This window comes from Winogradskyella echinorum, assembly GCF_014297365.1.
GTDB classification, from domain to species: domain Bacteria; phylum Bacteroidota; class Bacteroidia; order Flavobacteriales; family Flavobacteriaceae; genus Winogradskyella; species Winogradskyella echinorum.
Window position 1 is genome coordinate 25,252 of the sequence record NZ_JACOQD010000001.1, and the last position, 16,877, is coordinate 42,128.

Here is a 16,877-nt window from a genome sequence, read left to right on the forward strand (position 1 = left end):
GAGCACTACTCCAGACCTAAACCATATGTTGTAGGTTAAGGTAAGCTTACTTAAGCTCAACCTCAGCTCCAGCTTCTTCTAAAGAAGATTTTAAGCCTTCTGCTTCGTCTTTAGAAACACCTTCTTTGATTGCACTTGGTGCATCATCAACTAAACCTTTTGCATCTTTTAAGCCTAAACCAGTTAATTCTTTAACTAATTTTACAACTGCTAATTTAGAAGCACCTGCTGCTTTAAGGATTACATCAAATTCTGTTTTTTCTTCAGCGGCATCACCACCTGCTGCACCACCACCTGCTGCTACTGCTACTGCAGCTGCTGCTGGCTCGATACCATATTCTTCTTTTAATATAGTTGCTAATTCGTTAACTTCTTTTACTGTTAAATTAACTAATTGTTCTGCGAAATCTTTTAATTCTGCCATTTTTCTATTGTTTTAATAATGTGTGTGTGTTTATTTTTTTTTAATGTGTGTACTTGTTAAGATTATCCTTCTCTTTCGGATAATGTTTTTACAATACCTGCGATTGTACCACCACTAGATTTAAGTGCTGAAATAACATTCTTAGCAGGAGATTGTAATAATGTAATAATCTCGCCAAGAAGTTCTTCTTTAGACTTAATATCTACTAATGTATCTAATAATTCATCGCCAACATAAATTGCTTCTTCAATGAAAGCACCTTTTAATAAAGGTTTTTCAGATTTTTTACGAAACTCTTTAATTACTTTGGCTGGAGCATTTCCAGTTTCAGAATACATTACTGATGTATTTCCTTTTAAAGTTGTTGGCAGGTCACCGAAATCTTTTTCCGATGCTTCCATAGCTTTCTCTAAAAGTGTATTCTTAACTACAGCTAACTTTATGTTAGATTTAAAACATGCTCTTCTTAAATTTGAAGTCGCTACTGCATCTAATCCAGAAATATCTGTTAAATAGATATTTGTATTATCTGCTAATTGAGCAGTTAACTCTTCAATTACTTGGGATTTTTCTTCTCTTGTCATAATATTCTAAGTTTAACTACTATCCTATTTTTGTGTCAATTGAGATACTTGGACTCATAGTACTAGACATGTAAATACTTTTTACATACGTACCTTTTGACGACGTTGGCTTTAACTTCATAATTGTAGATAATAATTCTTGAGCATTCCCAACAATTTTATCAGTACTAAACGATGCTTTACCAATTGGTGCATGTACAATACCTGTCTTATCTACTTTAAAATCTATCTTACCAGCTTTTACTTCTGCAACTGCTTTAGCCACATCCATTGTTACTGTACCTGTCTTAGGGTTTGGCATAAGACCTCTTGGTCCTAATACTCTACCTAATGGTCCTAACTTACCCATAATGCTTGGCATAGTAACGATAACGTCTACATCGGTCCAACCATCTTTAATTTTTTGTAAGTATTCATCTAACCCAACATAATCAGCACCAGCTTCTTTTGCTTCTGCTTCTTTATCTGGAGTTACTAACGCAAGTACCTTCATGTCCTTACCTGTACCGTGTGGTAACGAAACTACACCACGAACCATTTGATTGGCTTTACGTGGATCTACACCTAATCTAATTGCTAAATCTACTGAAGCATCAAATTTAGTGTATGTAATTTCTTTAAGTAAAGCTGAAGCTTCTTCTAGAGAGTAAACTTTATTACTATCTACTTTTGCTTGCGCTTCTTTTTGCTTCTTTGTTAATCTTGCCATTTCTAAAAATTTAGTTTGGAGCTTCACCTCCTTTAACAGTGATACCCATCGATCTTGCTGTACCGGCAACCATTTTCATAGCTGATCCGATTTCAAAGGCATTTAAATCTACCATTTTGTCTTCAGCAATTTGCTTAACTTGATCCCAAGTTACTTTTGCTACTTTACGTCGGTTTGGTTCTCCTGATCCTTTCTTTACTTTGGCCGCTTCTAATAATTGTACTGCTGCTGGTGGAGTCTTGATTACAAATTCAAATGATTTGTCTTTGTAAACAGAGATTACCACAGGTAAAACTTTACCTGGCTTATCTTGAGTTCTAGCATTAAATTGCTTACAGAACTCCATGATATTAACTCCAGCGGCACCTAAAGCGGGTCCTACCGGTGGCGATGGATTCGCAGCACCTCCCCGAACTTGTAGCTTAACTACTTTGTCTATTTCTTTTGCCATTTCTTAATGTTTATACGCCTATCTATATTGGAAGCATAGATAAAACGCTCTTTATTGTAACAATTATTAAACTTTCTCTACTTGCATATAACTTAACTCTAATGGTGTTTTTCTTCCGAAAATCTTAACCATCACCTCAAGCTTACGCTTTTCTTCATTTATTTTTTCGATAGTTCCATCAAATCCGTTGAATGGACCATCGATAACCTTTACAGTTTCTCCTTTAGTAAATGGAATTGCAACATTTGCATCTGCTTCAATTGCTAATTCATCAACTTTACCTAACATTCTGTTTACTTCAGATTGTCTTAATGGCACAGGATCACCACCTTTTGTTTCACCTAAAAAACCAATCACATTAGTGATAGATTTAATAATGTGAGGTATTTCACCACTTAAATTGGCCTGTATCATAATGTAACCTGGAAAATAAACTTTCTCTTTGTTTATTTTTTTTCCGTTACGTATTTGTATTACTTTTTCAGTAGGCACTAGTACTTGATCTACAAAATCATCGAGACCTAATCTTGAAATTTCATTTTCAATATAAGTTTTGATTTTGTTCTCTTGACCGCTTACCGCTCTAACAACATACCATTTTTTATCAGACATATTCTACTTGTATAATTGTTAGTGAATCATTTCGAAATAAGCTTTTACTGCTCTACTAAAAACAGTATCAACTCCCCAAATAGCTAGCGAAAATATAATTGAAAACACAGCTACAATTACTGTTAATCTTTGAGCTTCTGGCCAAGGTGTCCATGACACATTGTTCTTTAACTCTTCAAAAGATTCTTTTATATATGTTATTAATCCTGCCATTTGATTTATTTTTTTGGATTAAAAAAAACTAATCCATAATTATTTTTGAACGATTTGAGAGTTTTAATTTATTTACTACTCAGTAAACTTTTTACTAACAAACCTGCGTTGCACGGGTTGAGAGACTCGAACTCCCGACACCTGGTTTTGGAGACCAGTGCTCTACCAACTGAGCTAAACCCGTATACAATAATCAAGGCATCCCGAAAAATCGGGACACCTTAATTATAAATTCAACTATATTGTTTAGTCTAAAATTTCAGTTACCTGACCAGCACCAACTGTTCTACCACCTTCACGGATAGCGAAACGTAAACCTACGTTCATTGCAATTGTGTTGATTAACTCTACTGTAATAGTTAAGTTATCTCCAGGCATTACCATTTCAACTCCATCAGGTAATTGGATATTTCCAGTTACATCAGTTGTACGAACGTAGAACTGTGGACGGTAGTTATTATGGAATGGTGTGTGACGACCACCTTCTTCTTTTTTAAGGATATATACCTCAGCCTTGAATTTAGCATGTGGTGTTACAGAACCTGGCTTAACAATTACCATACCTCTAGAGATTTGAGTTTTCTCAATACCTCTTAATAAGATACCAGCGTTATCACCAGCTTCACCTCTATCTAATATTTGACGGAACATTTCAATACCAGTAATAGTAGAAGTTAATTTCTCAGCACCCATACCAATAATCTCAACAGGATCACCAGTGTTAGCAATACCAGTTTCGATACGACCTGTTGCTACAGTTCCACGACCAGTAATTGAGAATACATCTTCGATTGGCATTAAGAAATCTTTATCAACCTCACGCTTAGGCTCTTCAATCCAAGCATCAACTTGATTCATTAATTCCATTACAGTATCAACCCACTTTTGCTCACCATTAAGTGCACCTAAAGCAGAACCTGCTACTACAGGACCATTATCACCATCATATTCGTAGAATGATAATAAATCTCTGATTTCCATTTCAACTAATTCTAATAACTCTTCATCATCAACCATATCCACCTTATTCATGAATACAACGATACGAGGAATACCTACCTGACGACCAAGTAAGATATGCTCACGAGTTTGTGGCATAGGACCATCTGTTGCAGCAACAACTAATATAGCACCATCCATTTGAGCAGCACCAGTAACCATGTTCTTTACGTAATCCGCGTGACCTGGACAGTCAACGTGAGCGTAGTGACGATTAGCAGTTGCATATTCTACGTGAGAAGTATTAATTGTTATACCTCTTTCTTTTTCTTCTGGTGCATTATCAATTTGATCAAATGATCTTGCTTCAGATAAACCTGCATCAGCTAATACTTTAGTAATAGCAGCAGTTAAAGTTGTTTTACCGTGATCTACGTGTCCAATAGTACCTATATTAAGGTGTGGTTTTGAACGATCGAAAGTTGCCTTTGCCATGTTTAATTTATTTTATTCTTAATTATTATTAGTGTTCAATTGTTAATTCTAAAATCATTCTTAGAAAAAAGAGCCAATGACGAGATTTGAACTCGTGACCTCTTCCTTACCAAGGAAACGCTCTACCCCTGAGCTACACCGGCGTAAAGTGTTTAGATTCTCATTAGTAAATGAGATTTCTGCCTTCGCAGAAAAAATAGAGCGGGAGACCGGGTTCGAACCGGCGACATTCAGCTTGGAAGGCTGACGCTCTACCAACTGAGCTACTCCCGCTTTTTTTCAATTTCAAAAAAATCAAATTCAAAATTCCAAAAATGAAAAATGATTTAATCTTTGACGATTGATTGGTTTCAATATTTCAAAGTTTGGATTACTTCGCTGAGTTCAATCTTCATCAACCAAAACTTCGTTTTTGAAGATTACCTCGCTACGCTCGGTGATCCTGGATTGGTAAACCAATCCAAACAATTTTAAAACGCAGTTTTACAAAAGCTAGCTTTTGACAACTTCTTATTTCAAATTGTTTGTGGGGAGAGCAGGATTCGAACCTGCGAAGGTGAAAACCAACAGATTTACAGTCTGTCCTCGTTGGCCGCTTGAGTATCTCCCCAAATAATTCATTATTTCAATTTCAAAATCCAAACTTTAAATTAAAATTTAGACTTTTAAAAGAGCCGATAGAGGGACTCGAACCCACGACCTGCTGATTACAAATCAGCTGCTCTAGCCAGCTGAGCTATATCGGCTTTTTCTTACTTTTTTACTATCAAAAATTGACCATAAAAAAGCCCGCTATTTCTAACGGACTGCAAATGTAATGTTTTATTTTTTTATTCAAAACATTTTTGAAAAAATTTTATCTAACTTTTGCTCTTAATTTTTCTTTTCTTTTTTTGATTTGCCTTTCAAGCGACGCAATTGCTGAATCTGTGCCCTCTTCAAACGTTTTACATTGTTTCTTTACAACGAAACTATCTCCTGGTACACTTACCTTGGCTTCAAAAATTTTATTTTCTTTATCACTTGTGTTCTCTACTTTTAAATAGACATCGGATTGAATTATTTTGTCGTAGAACATATCTAATTTATCCATTCGCTTTTGAATGAAATCAATTAACTTACTATCTGCATTAAAATTTACGGACTGAGTGTTTACTTTCATATGTCTTTATTTTTATTTATTAATAGATATATGAAACATTCATAAAAATCATTTCTTCAATTATTGAAATGTATATTTATGAATGTTTCACAAACTTTTTTTTAGATTAAACATGTGTGCTAAAAATTATTTAACACAAATTAATTATTGCTAAGTAAAAACTTAACGAAGATTTCTTGGATGAGAATTAGCGTACACTTTTTTTAATTCTGCTATACTATTATGTGTATAAACTTGAGTGGCTGCTAAACTGGTATGTCCAAGAAGTTCTTTTACTGCATTTAAATCTGCACCTTGATTTAATAAGTGTGTTGCAAAAGAGTGCCTTAATACATGTGGACTACATTTTGCCTTAGAAGATGCTTTACTAAAATACTTATTTATTATTCTGTAAACAAGCATTTCGTAAATTTTAAGACCTTTTTGGGTTAAAAATAACATCTCTTTATCATCTATAGCATTTAATTGCGATCGGTATTCTAAATAACTTTTTATAGAAATTATTAAAGAATCTATTAAAGGTATATATCGCTCCTTATTTCGTTTTCCTAATACCTTTATATGTTTATTTTCAAAATCTATATCATTTATCTTTATTTCTATCAACTCTATTCTCCTTATACCTGTGGCATAAAACAATTCTATAATTAAATGGTTTCTGGCACTTTCAAAATCGTTTATCTCTATTGAGTTTTCGAGGACCGCTTTTAATTCTTCCTCGGAAAAAGGTAATTGCACTTTCTTTCCAACTTTTAAAGCTTTGTGTTGTTTTAAAGGATTAACATCTATTGTTTGGATTTTTAATAAAAACTTATAATAAGTATTTAGAGAAGATATTTTTCTGTTAATGGTTCTATTTGAAATCCCACTATTAACGAGTTCAACTATCCATTGTCTTATTTCTGAATATCCAACTTTTGAAAAAGATTCAGATTGGTGGTGTTCGTTTAAAAAGTCCTTAAACATTTCAATATCTCTAGAGTAAGCCAATACTGTATGTTTGGAATACTTCTTTTCTAACAATAAATAATCTGAAAATGCTTTGAGGCTCATGTCTTTTTAAGATTGATACTAAATATAACTATTAGTTATAAGTTATATTAGATTTTGAACAAAAAAAATCCTGCACTATGTCAGGATTTTTAATTTAAAGTTCAGCATCAATTATTTAACCGACCAGACAGAATAGCTATTTGGTGGGGCTTGAATTTTAACCCATTTACCAGATTGGGTTGTTGGCTCCCAATTAGAATGACCTGTATAATCTTTTATTACTGTACTAGACCAATTGGTTTCTATCCATCGCTCTTGCCAAGAATTTGAGTTATTAATATATACCACAAGACCCGAATTATTATACCCATTTCTTCTTGCAATATATTCATCGTTATCTACGTGTAAAATATTGGTGGATCCGCCAGCAAGATTATTATGTATCCATATAAGGTTATTCATTCTTTCTTTATTTAACCATTCTTCATAGTCTTTATAAAAGATTGTTGGATAACCTTCATGTGTTAATATGTATGCATAAGCTAGAATTTTATTGTTTATAATTTCATCTGTATCATGATTAGTTACAAATGTTACTGCCCTAGAAGCATTCTGTTTCCATAGCATATTATCATTAAGTGCATTTAGATTGTTCCCCATAAAAGCATCTTTCATTTTATAGTAACATGCAAAATCAAAAGCACTAGCTTCGGCAGAACTTGTCCAAGAATCTAATAAAGACACATTACTATCCCAAAGTTCTCCAACAGAAAAACCTCCAACTTCATTTTTCCAATCTTTTACAACCCATGGTTCAAAACCTTTTACGTAATCGAATCGCCAGCCATCAAAACCAATGACATCTCTATAGTATTTTGCTACACTATTTGAGTTTTTCCATAGCCAATCTTGAACGTAATTTTGGTGATGACATAAATCTGGAAATCCTCCAAATGCACCTGTATCATTTGAATGTACGTTATTGGCATGAAAATCTGTAGCAGAGCGATAAAAATTTCCTGACATTGGGTTAAAATCAGTCCATGTATTTCCTCCTGTATATGGATTTGCTTCACTATCTCCACCACTATTATGATTAAGAACAATATCTGCAATAACGCTAAGTCCGTTTTGATGTGCCGCATTAACCATGTTGATTAATTCAGTTCTCGAACCAAAGCGTGTTTCTATACTTCCCATTTGGTTATATTCACCAAAATCGTAATAATCAAAAGGATCATAACCCATAGAAAATGGGCCGTTTTGTGCTTTAGATGCTGGTGGAACCCAAATAGCATCAATACCAGCATTACTCCAATCTGCTACCTTAGAGCTTACGGTATTCCACCAAGTACCACCTGCTGGTACATCCCAATAAAAAGCTTGCATCATTACACCAGAACCAATTGGTTTTAGTCCATTTTTAGCATTTGAAGTATTTGGCTTAGTTGAATGATTAGATTGCTCTTCTGTAGCGATCTCATCTTGACTACAATTAAAAAGGCATAACATTAAACATGTAATACCAATAAGTTTTAAATATTTCATAAATTTTAGAAATTGGTTATATCTAAAACTAAATTAATATCACATAGAATTAAAATTTAGAATATTACGAAAACGTTTTCGTGTTGATAAATCGCTATTTTTTTAGCAATAAATTCGATAAAACGCAAAAAACCCGTGAATATTTTCACAGGTTCGTAAATTTAACAATATGTTTTACCTAACAAGTAAATCTATTTAATCGTTAAGTTGCTGGTTTATAATCCTTATTATCAATTACCATTTTAGCGATAATTTCTTTGAGTATCTCTGATGTACCTCCACCAATTGGTCCTAAACGACTATCCCTTGACATCCGCGCCAATGGGTATTCCTCCATATATCCATAACCACCTAAAAACTGAAGGCATTGATAAATAACATCATCAGCCATTTTTGTAGATTGCAACTTAGACATTGTAGCTTCTTTAACCACATAATCTCCCATATCTAAACGCTTTGTAACATAATAATTAAATTGCTTACAAATTTCCATTTGTGTTTCGCAATCTGCATAAGTATGTCTCAATGCTTGAAATTTATCTATAGTTCTGCCAAAAGCTGTTCTCTCAGACATATATTGTTTTGCATATTCTAAAGCGAATTCAGCACGTGCATGCGCATTAACTCCCATAATTAATCGTTCTAATGCAAAGTGTTGCATTATATATGGAAAACCTTGGTTTTCCTCACCCATTAAACTTGAAGTAGGAATCTCTACGTTATCAAAAGCAATTTCTCCTGTATCTGATGCTCTCCAACCTAACTTATCTAATTTTGTAGCAGAAATGCCTGGTGTATCTCTATCCATTACAAATATGCTAATACCCTTATTTCCCAATTCTGGATTTGTCTTTGCAGCAACTACTAAGTAATCACTATAAACTCCGTTTGTTATAAAAGTTTTAGATCCATTAATAATATACGTATCACCTTTTTTAACAGCAGTAGTTCTCATACCTGCTACATCACTACCACCAAAAGGTTCAGTAATACAAAGACAACCTATAGCATCACCTGATGCGCTTGGTGTTAAATACTTTTCTTTTTGTTCGTGATTTCCCTCCTTATTAAGATGCGTCATTGCTAAATATGCATGCGCCCACATCGCAGCAGCAAAACCACCAGAATTAATACGCTGCATTTCTTCAAGAAAAATAACGGTGTAAAATAAGTCTAAATCTAATCCACCATAAGCTTCCGGAGTTGCTAAACCAAAGTAACCCATGTCTCCAAATTTCTTCCAGATAAAACGCTCTATATGACCCGTTTCTTCCCATTTATCAATGTGAGGAACAACTTCCTTTTGTAAAAAATCTCTTAGACTTTCTCTAAATAAATTATGCTCTTCCGTGAAATATAAATTAGACATGTATTACAATTTGTTATAAGTGCAAATATAACTTAATTATCTCTATCTTCTTTACAGGAAAATCTTCAACTTTTGTTAATTCTTCTAGCGATTTAAAACCATCTCTTAGGGTTCTTTCTTCAATAATATTGTTAGCCACTTCGTAGTCTATATATTGAATGGTAACTAGTTCATCTCTTGTTGCTGTATTGAGATTAAACTTTTGAATTGGTCTTGGAGTTTTTACTGTAAAATCATTCTTAATACGATTAATCACTTCTGGAGTTAAACCCCAAACTTCAGCTAATTGCACATCTGAAATAAAACCTCCCTTATATTTATCTCTATATTTAACGATACGCTCGGAGAGTTTTTCACCAACTCCATTTACTTTTTGTAATTGACTTGACGTCGCTTTATTTAAATCAACTTTTTGAGCATAGGTTTTTGGAGTATTATTACTTGAATAAGCATTATTATAGGAATTTGTTTTGGATTTAGGATTAGTAACCCATTCTGGAAATTTAAAATATGGTGAAATTTTATCCAATAAAGAATCTGAAACTTTAGTAACCTGTTGAAATTCTTTAGCTGAATTTACCCATTGATTACTTTCTCTAAATTTATGAAGTCTGTCAATTTCTTCATTCGATAACCCTAGAGTATAACCTTTATAATCTGTAATATAATTAGGATTGAATGGATATAATTTTGGCTTATTTTTTTCTAATTCAACTAAACGCAAGGAATCTAACTCTTTTCTAAAAGCATCAAGTTCATTTTGATTTGATTGCGGTTCATCTTCTGAAAAATCTACAAATGCGTAAATTATTTGAGCCACAAGAATAATTGAAATCAATAAAAAAATCCCATTCCGTTGTTGATTAGAAAACTGGAAATGGGATTTCATATACTATTAAACTTATGAATGAAATTTAGGCTTTTGAGACCTTAATTGCTTTCATATATCTTTTTAGTTCTTCTTTTACTTTTGGTGCTAAGAGTATTAAACCTACCATATTTGGTACCATCATTGCAAATACCATGGCATCAGAAAAACCAATAACTGAATCTAAACTAGCTGCCGCACCAATAATAACGAAAATACAGAAAATCACTTTGTAGGTATATTCGGTTTTTTTAGATCTTCCAAATAAATAAGACCACCCTTGAAAACCATAGTAAGACCAAGAAATCATTGAACTAAAGGCAAATAATACCACTGCAACTGTCAATACATATGGAAACCATGATATAGAAGATTCAAATGCACTAGAAGTTAATAATATAGCTTGCGCATCATTTGCTGGTGGGTTTAAAGGATCTACAAAACCAGTAATAATTAATACTAAAGCTGTCATTGTACAAACGACAACTGTATCTATAAAAGGTTCTAACAATGCTACCATACCTTCACTTGCTGCATATTTAGTTTTAACAGCTGAATGCGCAATAGAAGCCGAACCAATACCTGCTTCATTTGAGAAAGCCGCACGTCTAAATCCTTGAATTAAAACACCAACTGCTCCACCTGCAATTCCTTCTGGACTAAAAGCTCCATTCCATATTGCTGCAAATGCACTACCTACCATATCAAATTTGGCAAAAATAACGAACAATGACGCTGCTACATATATAGCAACCATAAAAGGGACAATCTTATCAGTAACTTTCGCAATTTTCTTGATACCGCCAATAATTACGATACCAACTAGTATTGCCATTACCAATCCAAATGCCCAACCATAACCATTTAGTATAGATTGTTCTCCACCTGAAATATTTTCAACTAATTGAAAAGCTTGATTAACTTGGAACATATTTCCACCACCGAAAGATCCTCCAATAACGAAAATGGCGAATAAAACAGCTAGTACTCTACCTAATCCACCCATACCTTTAGACTTTAGTCCTTTAGTTAAGTAATACATAGGACCACCATAAACAGTTCCATCTTCACCAATATCTCTATATTTAACACCAAGTGTACATTCGACGAATTTTGATGCCATCCCTAAGAAACCAGCGATAATCATCCAAAACGTAGCACCCGCACCACCAATTGAAACTGCTATGGCAACGCCTGCAATATTACCAAGTCCAACGGTTGCGGATAATGCAGCTGTTAATGCTTGAAAATGAGACACCTCACCGTCATGATCTTCAACGGCTATTGTTTCTCTAATATCACCACCTGGAGTAGCATCACCTGCAGCAACCAAAGATTCATGATGATCTATTTCATCATATTTTCCTCTTACAATATTTATAGAAGTTAAAAATCCTCTAAAATTTATAAAATTGAAATAAAATGTAAAATATAGTGCTCCTAAAATCAAAGGAAATAATACCCAATAAACACTAACAGTATCTGTGAAAGGAATTTGATAAAATACGGCTTCTACAAACCATCCTGTAGCATTACCGAATGCTTGGTCGATTTTTTGGTCAATACCCATTTCTTGGGTCTCTTGAGCAAAGTTTAATAATGGTAATACTAAAGCAAAAATAGATAGAAGATATTTCTTCATGAGAGTAGTTATTAGTTAGTTTTTAGTTTTAATGGTGACAAGATGCTAAAAATTTTTGAGTTTTTAAAGCCTATAGCGTTAAAATGGCTGAGTAACTTAAGCTATATTATATTCTGAGTTTAGCTTATGTATTTGTTCTGGCCTCCCTAAAACAATTATTTTTGAACCAGGAATCAACTTTGTATCAGCCTCTGGATTAACTATATATTCCCCTTTACTGCCTTTAAATCCAATCACTGTACAACCCGTCTTTTTGCGTAAATCTAGATCTCTAATTGTTTTTTCTTCAGAAGCGTCATAAAGTAGTTCTACTTTAACTTCTTCAATATTAATATTACGTTCTCCTACAATACCCAAATTATCAATAAATTCTATTAAATCCGGAATAACGACTAATGAAGCCATGTGGTCACCTCCAATTCTATCTGGTAAGATAACATTATTGGCACCAGCCAGTTTTAGCTTATTATAGGATGTTTCTTGTGATGCTCTACTAATGATAACTAAGTCTTTTTTCATTTGCCTAGCAGACAGTACAACAAATAAATTATCAGCATCACTTGGTAATGCACTTATTAAAGTACTTGCACGTTTTATACCTGCGTCTAAAAGAATGTCGTCTTCATTAGCATTTCCAAAAATGAAAGGAATATCGTCTTCTTGAAACTTTTCTATTACTTCTTTATCACGCTCTATAACAACAAAAGACTTTTTGTATGCTAATAATTTTTTAGCCGCTTGCTTTCCATTACGTCCATAACCACAAATAATTATATGGTTAGTCATGGCATCAATTTTCTTTTGCATTTTCCTCTGTTTTATATCATCAAAATTATTTCTACTGAGTATATATTCAGTAATTATAGAAATTGCGTAACCTACAATTACTACACTTGCTAAAATCAAAAAGATAGTGAATATTTTAGCATTTACATCTAGTGGATTTACTTCTGCAAAACCAACCGTGGTCATTGTTATAACCGTCATGTATAAAGCATCAATCCATTCGTAATCAGCAATAATTCTAAATCCAAGTACACCTATACACAATAACAAAAAAAATAACGTTATTGCTGTATAAATTTTAGATCTAAAAAGTCTAATTAATGGATTATCTACATTCATAAATCAAAAACCGATGAGCGTTTTGTGTAAACAATATCTTTAATTCGCATCCAAAACGCTAAAAACAAATATAACGCAAAACCAAAGCCAACAGTTACAAAAGTTAAGTACATAAATGATGTTCTTACAATTTTGGCTCTAATGCCTAAACGGTCTGCTATTCGCTGGCAAACATAATATCCTCGTTTTTGAAAATAATGCAGCAAAGTATAGAATAAACTCATACTGCAATTTAGTTAATTTTTAATTATTAAACTATTACCAATAGCGCATTGCAAGCATTTATTTTTATCGCAATATTCTTGCTTTAATTGAATTAATCCCTGTGACGTTAAAGCATTTTTTTCTATTAATTTTAAATCTAAAAACTTGGTAACGATACTGTTATTTTCAACTTTTAATTCTCTAATAAGATTAAATAAAGCATCATCTATTGATTTACCTTGAGATTTTGAATAAGTAAATTTTAAAGGTATAATAGTATTAATAATTAGCAAGTCTATAAACGAAGCGGTTAGTGCTTTTTTAGACACCTTAGATTTTTTAGAAAATGTGTAGTGAGATTTCCAAAAATCTGAAGTTTCTATATTGAATATTTTATAAGTTTCCTCTCTAGAATTTACAGCTATAACTTCTGAAAAAATATTTGTATTTCTATTGTATAAGGTTGCTAGTTGCGATAAGCGAATTGTTGGAAAATTTGGAGGTCTTAATCTAAAGAATTGAAGAGGTAACACACCCTGACTATCAATATTAAATTTATGCCTTAAAAACTGATATCGTTTTTTAAGATTTAAATAATAAGTCTCTTGTACATCATCACTGAGTAAATTGGCTTGTCCAAAGAATAAAGCTTCCAAATCTAAAACGTCATTTTGAAGCTTTCTAACTATTGAAAAATTAAACGAATTAGCTAAACTTAGAAAGGAATCTCCATTTACTTTAAGACCAAAATTTTTAGTTAGCATCTTAAAAAGCACTGACTCCCAATCATTATTTGATGTTTTTAAAAGATGGTGAATACCTTTAGATTTCCGTTCTAATCTTTCAATATACAAGACTTCTAACCAATAGTTTAACAAAAAATCATCAACTTGATGAAAATCGTTTTCACAATTAATCCAAGACCTAGAACTCATTAATTTCTGATAGGTATGGATTAAACTTTTATCAACATAATTCTTAATTTCTAAAGTAGGAATTTCTGAATTATCCTTCCTAAAAATTTCAGTATCATGCTCCCAAACCACATGTAAAATGACATTATCATAAGCGGCATCAACTTCGTGATTATGAACATACCAATCAGATGATTTTATATGAATCTCAACATTACCTGCCCATAGTTGCTCTCCAATAGTTAATTGCGCATTAAAAAAGTCTGGACCTGAATTGCGATTATGTTGCCCAAGTTGTTTAATGCTTATAGGTTCATTTTTTGTTGTTTTAATCCGAGAGGAACCAAATGCTTTGTGTTTCCAGATGTAATGAAGAAAATCTTCTTGCATGGTCTTAAAATAGATATACTAAACTTAAGTAAAAAATTTCTAAATAAAATGAAAACATAATCGGTAATCACTATTTTGAAAAATAAAGTAGAATTATTTTCTTGTTGTAAATTACTTTTATTTTATTTCGCGTTTTACAACAAAATTTAATATTAGTCCTATTAAAATTAATAATATTCCTAATAAACTAATTATAGTATAAGTTTCATTTAACCAAATTGCCCCAATTAATATGGTAAAAAGAACCTCCATATATTTTAAAGGAGCTACTTGGTTAGTCTCACCAACTTGCATAGCTTTGGTCATATACAATTGGGCAAAATAACCGAAACTACCCAAACTAAGTAAGATTAGCCATTCTATACCGATAGGATTTATCCAACCGTTAATAGATAATAATCCACCAACTACTGCAGAAATAATCATAAAGTAATTAACCACTACTACAGGATGGTCTGCATTACCAATTTTTCTAATTGTAATATATACCAATCCGGCAAATATGGCGGACACTAAAGCGAATAAAACACCTTCTAATTGTACGTCTTTTTGAAAACCTTTTAATATTAAAACACCCGAAAAAGCCACTGCAAAAAACAACCATTGAATAGGCTTTACCTTTTCTTTTAAAATAATTAAAGCAAAGAATGCTGCAAAAATTGGAGCAATATATCTTATTGAAACTGCTGTTCCGGCAGCTATATACTTTAAGGATAAAAAGAATAAGGTCATTGAGATAAGACCGAATACACTTCGTATTACTAATAATTTCTTTTTATTACCCAACAATGAAATTTTGTTTTTTAATAAAAAAGGAATTGTAAAAAACAAAGATCCAACGGCTCTAAAAAAGACAATCTGGTAAACACTAAAATCTTTTAATGACTTCACAAATACATTTAAAAATGTAAATGCCAAAGCACTAATTACCATGTATAGTATTACTTTTTTCAGAGTGTTGCTTTATAAACTATTATTAAATTTTGAAAGTTAAAACAATGTAATTCAAATATAATGAAGGACACTGACCAAAAAACAAATTTAACTTTTAAGTAATTCTATCAAACTTTTATGAGAGCGATGCTTTATCTCCTCAATAGATTGATCTAGGTTAATTTTTAGAAATTCAATTGGTATTGCATGACTACCATATTGATCTATTTGTTTACTTTTTTCTGAAATAATAATAATAATTCCGTCAATAGAACCATCACTAAGACTTTTTATATAGTTTAATTCCTTAGTGTAAGAATTATGGGATTGATAAAATAGTATTCTATATCCAAAACTCTCAGCTGTTTTTTGAAGATGACCTAATGATTGGCTATAACAAGTCTTAGTTACCTCTGGTAATATTACGGCAATGGAACCTGTTTTTTGCGTTCTAAGCGATACAGCATAATTATTTGGTACATAATTATGCTGTTTTGCTATTGTTTTAATTACTTCTCGTGTGGTTTTACTAATCTCTAATTTATCATTTAAAGCCTTAGAGACCGTCGATATAGAAAATCCAGACAGAGAAGAAATTTCTTTTATTGTAACAGCCGATGATTTCAAATTCTATGATTTTAAATCTTTAATAATTGACAATGCATTCCTAGTGTCAGATTCAATCTTAGCCAAATCATAAGTACCATCAGCACCTTTGGCTATGAGCTTAGAACCCATACCAACACATGTTACTCCGGCTTTAAACCAACCTTCTAAATTTTCTCTGGTAGGAGAAACACCACCAGTTGGCATAACACTTGTCCATGGCTGAGGCCCTTTTATAGCCTTAACAAAATCTGGTCCATAAATACCACCTGGAAAAAGCTTTACAACTTCACAACCCAATTCTTCAGCTCTACAAATTTCAGTTAACGATCCACATCCTGGTGACCAAGCTACTTTACGTCTATTACAAACTATTGCAATATCTTCTCTTAAAACAGGTGTTACAATAAAATTAGCACCTAAAGCCATAAAACGAGAAGCAGAAGCAGCATCTGTTACAGAACCAACTCCCATAATCATTCCTGGTAATTCTTTAAGTACCCACTTATTTAATTCACCGAAAACTTCGTGAGCAAAATCACCTCTAGCAGTAAATTCTAATAAACGTGCTCCACCATCGTAGGTTGCTTTTATTACTTTTTTACTAATTTCTATATCTGAGTTATAAAACAGAGGAACCATTCCGGTTTGTTTCATAACATTTGCAACTTCAATTCTTGTATAATTTGCCATAAT

Annotated in this window: 19 protein-coding genes and 5 tRNA genes; all 24 read right to left on the bottom strand. The window is 32.5% G+C overall.

The window, feature by feature from the left end:
- Positions 1 to 46 precede the first annotated feature (46 nt).
- The 24 genes from rplL to H8K90_RS00165 all read right to left on the bottom strand — a co-directional run bounded on the left by rplL (position 47) and on the right by H8K90_RS00165 (position 16,874).
- Positions 47 to 424, bottom strand: a complete 378-nt coding sequence (rplL, locus tag H8K90_RS00050; protein ID WP_186843908.1) for a 50S ribosomal protein L7/L12 — start codon at positions 422 to 424, stop codon at positions 47 to 49.
- Positions 425 to 486: 62 nt separating this feature from the next.
- Complete coding sequence (gene rplJ / locus H8K90_RS00055; protein ID WP_186843909.1) at positions 487 to 1,008, bottom strand: 50S ribosomal protein L10; 522 nt, start codon at positions 1,006 to 1,008, stop codon at positions 487 to 489.
- A gap of 19 nt (positions 1,009 to 1,027) precedes the next feature.
- Positions 1,028 to 1,717: a 50S ribosomal protein L1 gene (rplA, locus tag H8K90_RS00060; protein WP_186843910.1), complete on the bottom strand. Its 690-nt coding sequence runs from the start codon at positions 1,715 to 1,717 to the stop codon at positions 1,028 to 1,030.
- Positions 1,718 to 1,727: 10 nt separating this feature from the next.
- A complete protein-coding gene (gene rplK / locus H8K90_RS00065) occupies positions 1,728 to 2,168 on the bottom strand; it encodes a 50S ribosomal protein L11 (protein ID WP_186843911.1) in 441 nt (146 codons plus the stop codon).
- A gap of 66 nt (positions 2,169 to 2,234) precedes the next feature.
- Positions 2,235 to 2,780, bottom strand: coding sequence for a transcription termination/antitermination protein NusG (gene nusG / locus H8K90_RS00070; protein WP_186843912.1), 546 nt, complete (start codon positions 2,778 to 2,780; stop codon positions 2,235 to 2,237).
- 18 nt (positions 2,781 to 2,798) lie between these two features.
- Positions 2,799 to 2,993, bottom strand: a complete 195-nt coding sequence (gene secE, locus H8K90_RS00075) for a preprotein translocase subunit SecE (protein ID WP_186843913.1) — start codon at positions 2,991 to 2,993, stop codon at positions 2,799 to 2,801.
- 111 nt (positions 2,994 to 3,104) lie between these two features.
- Positions 3,105 to 3,177: transfer RNA gene (locus H8K90_RS00080), tRNA-Trp, on the bottom strand.
- 62 nt (positions 3,178 to 3,239) lie between these two features.
- Entirely contained in the window at positions 3,240 to 4,427 is a 1,188-nt protein-coding gene (gene tuf, locus H8K90_RS00085) for an elongation factor Tu (protein WP_186843914.1), read from the bottom strand.
- Between the two features lie 71 nt (positions 4,428 to 4,498).
- A tRNA-Thr gene (locus H8K90_RS00090) sits at positions 4,499 to 4,570 on the bottom strand.
- Positions 4,571 to 4,627: 57 nt separating this feature from the next.
- Positions 4,628 to 4,700 (bottom strand) — tRNA-Gly (locus tag H8K90_RS00095).
- A 254-nt stretch (positions 4,701 to 4,954) separates the two neighbouring features.
- Positions 4,955 to 5,037, bottom strand: a tRNA-Tyr gene (locus tag H8K90_RS00100).
- 62 nt (positions 5,038 to 5,099) lie between these two features.
- Positions 5,100 to 5,173: transfer RNA gene (locus tag H8K90_RS00105), tRNA-Thr, on the bottom strand.
- A gap of 110 nt (positions 5,174 to 5,283) precedes the next feature.
- Entirely contained in the window at positions 5,284 to 5,589 is a 306-nt protein-coding gene (gene hpf, locus H8K90_RS00110) for a ribosome hibernation-promoting factor, HPF/YfiA family (RefSeq protein ID WP_186843915.1), read from the bottom strand.
- 162 nt (positions 5,590 to 5,751) lie between these two features.
- Positions 5,752 to 6,642, bottom strand: a complete 891-nt coding sequence (locus H8K90_RS00115; protein WP_186843916.1) for a tyrosine-type recombinase/integrase — start codon at positions 6,640 to 6,642, stop codon at positions 5,752 to 5,754.
- Between the two features lie 111 nt (positions 6,643 to 6,753).
- Positions 6,754 to 8,130, bottom strand: coding sequence for an alpha-amylase (locus H8K90_RS00120; protein WP_186843917.1), 1,377 nt, complete (start codon positions 8,128 to 8,130; stop codon positions 6,754 to 6,756).
- Between the two features lie 202 nt (positions 8,131 to 8,332).
- Complete coding sequence (locus H8K90_RS00125; protein WP_186843918.1) at positions 8,333 to 9,499, bottom strand: acyl-CoA dehydrogenase family protein; 1,167 nt, start codon at positions 9,497 to 9,499, stop codon at positions 8,333 to 8,335.
- A 13-nt stretch (positions 9,500 to 9,512) separates the two neighbouring features.
- A complete protein-coding gene (locus H8K90_RS00130) occupies positions 9,513 to 10,388 on the bottom strand; it encodes a ComEA family DNA-binding protein (protein WP_186843919.1) in 876 nt (291 codons plus the stop codon).
- A 25-nt stretch (positions 10,389 to 10,413) separates the two neighbouring features.
- The gene (locus H8K90_RS00135) at positions 10,414 to 12,009 is read right to left on the bottom strand and encodes an alanine/glycine:cation symporter family protein (protein WP_186843920.1); all 1,596 of its coding nucleotides are present in this window, start codon (positions 12,007 to 12,009) and stop codon (positions 10,414 to 10,416) included.
- 96 nt (positions 12,010 to 12,105) lie between these two features.
- Entirely contained in the window at positions 12,106 to 13,134 is a 1,029-nt protein-coding gene (locus H8K90_RS00140) for a potassium channel family protein (RefSeq protein WP_186843921.1), read from the bottom strand.
- Positions 13,131 to 13,358 carry a PspC domain-containing protein gene (locus H8K90_RS00145; protein ID WP_186843922.1) on the bottom strand — a complete coding sequence of 76 codons (228 nt, stop codon included), beginning with the start codon at positions 13,356 to 13,358 and terminating at the stop codon, positions 13,131 to 13,133. The genes H8K90_RS00140 and H8K90_RS00145 overlap by 4 nt, the downstream gene beginning before the upstream one ends.
- Before the next feature lie 12 nt (positions 13,359 to 13,370).
- Positions 13,371 to 14,642 carry a DUF2851 family protein gene (locus H8K90_RS00150; RefSeq protein ID WP_186843923.1) on the bottom strand — a complete coding sequence of 424 codons (1,272 nt, stop codon included), beginning with the start codon at positions 14,640 to 14,642 and terminating at the stop codon, positions 13,371 to 13,373.
- A 117-nt stretch (positions 14,643 to 14,759) separates the two neighbouring features.
- Positions 14,760 to 15,596, bottom strand: a complete 837-nt coding sequence (locus tag H8K90_RS00155; protein ID WP_343043645.1) for a DMT family transporter — start codon at positions 15,594 to 15,596, stop codon at positions 14,760 to 14,762.
- A gap of 87 nt (positions 15,597 to 15,683) precedes the next feature.
- Positions 15,684 to 16,202 carry a LacI family DNA-binding transcriptional regulator gene (locus H8K90_RS00160; RefSeq protein WP_186843925.1) on the bottom strand — a complete coding sequence of 173 codons (519 nt, stop codon included), beginning with the start codon at positions 16,200 to 16,202 and terminating at the stop codon, positions 15,684 to 15,686.
- A 3-nt stretch (positions 16,203 to 16,205) separates the two neighbouring features.
- The gene (locus tag H8K90_RS00165) at positions 16,206 to 16,874 is read right to left on the bottom strand and encodes a bifunctional 4-hydroxy-2-oxoglutarate aldolase/2-dehydro-3-deoxy-phosphogluconate aldolase (RefSeq protein WP_186843926.1); all 669 of its coding nucleotides are present in this window, start codon (positions 16,872 to 16,874) and stop codon (positions 16,206 to 16,208) included.
- Positions 16,875 to 16,877 lie beyond the last annotated feature (3 nt).

Coding starts and splice junctions, on each gene's coding strand:
- rplL (WP_186843908.1), bottom strand. CDS start 424: ATGGCAGAATTAAAAGATTTCGCAGAACAATTAGTTAATTTAACAGTA.
- rplJ (WP_186843909.1), bottom strand. CDS start 1,008: ATGACAAGAGAAGAAAAATCCCAAGTAATTGAAGAGTTAACTGCTCAA.
- rplA (WP_186843910.1), bottom strand. CDS start 1,717: ATGGCAAGATTAACAAAGAAGCAAAAAGAAGCGCAAGCAAAAGTAGAT.
- rplK (WP_186843911.1), bottom strand. CDS start 2,168: ATGGCAAAAGAAATAGACAAAGTAGTTAAGCTACAAGTTCGGGGAGGT.
- nusG (WP_186843912.1), bottom strand. CDS start 2,780: ATGTCTGATAAAAAATGGTATGTTGTTAGAGCGGTAAGCGGTCAAGAG.
- secE (WP_186843913.1), bottom strand. CDS start 2,993: ATGGCAGGATTAATAACATATATAAAAGAATCTTTTGAAGAGTTAAAG.
- tuf (WP_186843914.1), bottom strand. CDS start 4,427: ATGGCAAAGGCAACTTTCGATCGTTCAAAACCACACCTTAATATAGGT.
- hpf (WP_186843915.1), bottom strand. CDS start 5,589: ATGAAAGTAAACACTCAGTCCGTAAATTTTAATGCAGATAGTAAGTTA.
- H8K90_RS00115 (WP_186843916.1), bottom strand. CDS start 6,642: ATGAGCCTCAAAGCATTTTCAGATTATTTATTGTTAGAAAAGAAGTAT.
- H8K90_RS00120 (WP_186843917.1), bottom strand. CDS start 8,130: ATGAAATATTTAAAACTTATTGGTATTACATGTTTAATGTTATGCCTT.
- H8K90_RS00125 (WP_186843918.1), bottom strand. CDS start 9,499: ATGTCTAATTTATATTTCACGGAAGAGCATAATTTATTTAGAGAAAGT.
- H8K90_RS00130 (WP_186843919.1), bottom strand. CDS start 10,388: ATGAAATCCCATTTCCAGTTTTCTAATCAACAACGGAATGGGATTTTT.
- H8K90_RS00135 (WP_186843920.1), bottom strand. CDS start 12,009: ATGAAGAAATATCTTCTATCTATTTTTGCTTTAGTATTACCATTATTA.
- H8K90_RS00140 (WP_186843921.1), bottom strand. CDS start 13,134: ATGAATGTAGATAATCCATTAATTAGACTTTTTAGATCTAAAATTTAT.
- H8K90_RS00145 (WP_186843922.1), bottom strand. CDS start 13,358: ATGAGTTTATTCTATACTTTGCTGCATTATTTTCAAAAACGAGGATAT.
- H8K90_RS00150 (WP_186843923.1), bottom strand. CDS start 14,642: ATGCAAGAAGATTTTCTTCATTACATCTGGAAACACAAAGCATTTGGT.
- H8K90_RS00165 (WP_186843926.1), bottom strand. CDS start 16,874: ATGGCAAATTATACAAGAATTGAAGTTGCAAATGTTATGAAACAAACC.